Origin of the sequence: Sphingobacterium sp. UBA7253, assembly GCF_002472745.1 — a bacterium.
GTDB lineage: Bacteria > Bacteroidota > Bacteroidia > Sphingobacteriales > Sphingobacteriaceae > Sphingobacterium > Sphingobacterium siyangense.
Map to the genome: position 1 here is coordinate 1 of NZ_DKSP01000076.1, position 2257 is coordinate 2257.

1 protein-coding gene and 1 pseudogene are annotated in these 2257 nt (G+C 44.8%); both read right to left on the reverse strand.

Annotated features, from left to right (window positions below; genetic code table 11):
- Nucleotides 1–230: 230 nt before the first annotated feature.
- A complete protein-coding gene (locus B2X72_RS07495; RefSeq protein WP_286848877.1) occupies nucleotides 231–1403 on the reverse strand; it encodes a RagB/SusD family nutrient uptake outer membrane protein in 1173 nt (390 codons plus the stop codon).
- Between the two features lie 15 nt (nucleotides 1404–1418).
- Nucleotides 1419–2257, reverse strand: a pseudogene (locus B2X72_RS07500) (SusC/RagA family TonB-linked outer membrane protein); the annotation flags it as partial.

The window sequence follows — 2257 nt, forward strand, 5'->3', positions numbered from 1 at the left end:
CGAAAGGTATTCAGATCTGAACCGCAGAATCCAACATAGTCTACCTTTACGAGGACATGTCCATCCTTAACAGTCGGTTGCGGAATATCCATGATTTCCACACGTCCCTCTTTCACTATTTTTATTGCTTTCATTTATAAATGGCATCAAGATTTAAATAACAATTGCGTTGATTATGAATTGTACCAAAGCTCATATCGGAATTGATGAGATTTCCTGTTTTGGAATCTTTACCGGTCATTGTTGCCATTGTCGAAATCCGCAATCTGAACATCGGGGCAATATTTTCTCGTACCATAGAGATCTTTATTGGTTGCCAGGTTTTTCATCCAGTCTGTATAGGTGCTCACCTTACCGTCCAGTTGTGTAAACTTTGCACCGTTTTCGCACCACAGCGTCATAAACTTTCTAGGGTCCCCCTCTTCAAATTCATCATGCGCCATTTTATTCGGAGCCAGGTTCCACCAGGCCCCACCGGTACCATCAAACATGCCTATTTCCTGCCATCGCCACGAACTTGATATATCGTCCCCTAGCCAGCCCGGCCCATTGTAGAGTTGTACCTCGAACACAGATTCTTGATTATTTTCTTTCGCCTCCAAAAAATTGTCGCTATAGGAAGACATCAATTGATACTCCTTGCTATCAATCACGCTTTTCAACTGGATCTCAGCATTGGCAAAATCCGCTGCCTGTCCTTTTGCGAGGATGGGTTTATACAAATAAGTTTTGGCCAGGTAAGCCTGTGCTGCACCTTTGGTTGCCCGACCGATCATTTTACTGTCGGCATAGAGTGCTGCCCGCGTTGGCAACAATTCCGATGCTTTCTTAAAATCATCCACGATCAGCGCATACACGGCACCCGCCGCTGCGTTGCCCGGATAATAATCTTCGTTGGTCTCGACAGGTTTATTGATCAGCGGAATGGTTTCGCCAAACAACATGCTCAGGTGCAAATAGTTCAGTGCTCTCAAAAAATACGCTTCCCCCAAGAGTCTATTCTTTCTATTTTGATCTATTTCGCCTTCAAACTTCTGAATCCGATCGATGGCTAAATTAGCCGCAAACACCCCGTTCCAAAAATCTCTCCAGGTCTGGGCGGCCATCCCATCGCTCGCAGGGGTATTGTAGGTATCCTGATACATGGGTTCCCATTTGAAGGTATGATTGTAATCATCCCCAGGAGCCAAAAGCTCGAAATACAAACTGCGCGCATATCCACCCTGTGTGCGGCCGATTAACGCTTGGTAGGCCGGTATGACCGAATTTTCCAATTGATCTGCTGTTTTATAATAGGTGTCTGTCGACAATTCCTGCGGGTTGGAGAGATCCAGATTCGGTTTGCAGCTTGAAAACTGTATCAGCAATGCAGCAGCTGCGAGTTTTATATATTTTCTATTCATGATGTCAATAAGGGATTAGAATGTAAATTGAATACCCATAAAATACTCTCTTGAATTTGGAAAGCTCAACCCCCAAGGCGTTTGCCCATCGATACCACGGCTTAGATTGGAGCGTGTATCGCCCGAGCCCACTTCAGGATCATAACCTGAATACTTGGTAAAGGTCAGTAGGTTTTTTGCGCCTATGTAAAACCGCAGTCGGTCGATCTTCCAACGTTCAAGTCTAGGACTTGAAAAACTGTAACCAATGTTGAGGACTTTAAGCCGCAAATAAGAACCATCCTCCACAAACCTGTTGGATGCCCTTAAATTTTGATTCGGGTCGCCGAGTACAGCGCGTGGAATAGTAGTATCTGTATTTTTTGGATAGACCGTAGTTTCACCAGATACCGGATTTTTGAAGACAAGCTCCTCCGCACGATAACGATCCAGAGTCGATGCAAAATTATTGTAGTAATGGTACATTCCCTCGCCCCAATAGCGGCTATTGTTGTAGATGTCGTTTCCTTTACTTCCCTGCCACATCATCGACAGATCAAATGTGCCAATCGAACTGTTGTAGTTTACATCAGCATTGAAGCCGTAACTAAAATCAGGTATTGGGCTTCCCAAAAAATCCTTATCCTGATCATTTAAGACCTTGTCGCCATTTCGGTCATTGAAGCGTACATCGCCCAATGCTGCGTGGGGTGCAAAAGCTTTATCGGCATCCAATTGTGCCTGACTGGTATATAAACCGTTGGTGGTGTAGCCCCAAAATTCCCCTACCGAACGACCAACTGCTGTTCTTGTGACGTTTTCACCCCCAGGAGAGATACTTCCCCATAAAATTTCATTATTGTTGCCCAGACTCA

Bases quoted from the DNA above. Each gene is read 5' to 3' on its own strand.
- B2X72_RS07495 (WP_286848877.1), bottom strand. From the start codon at position 1,403: ATGAATAGAAAATATATAAAACTCGCAGCTGCTGCATTGCTGATACAG.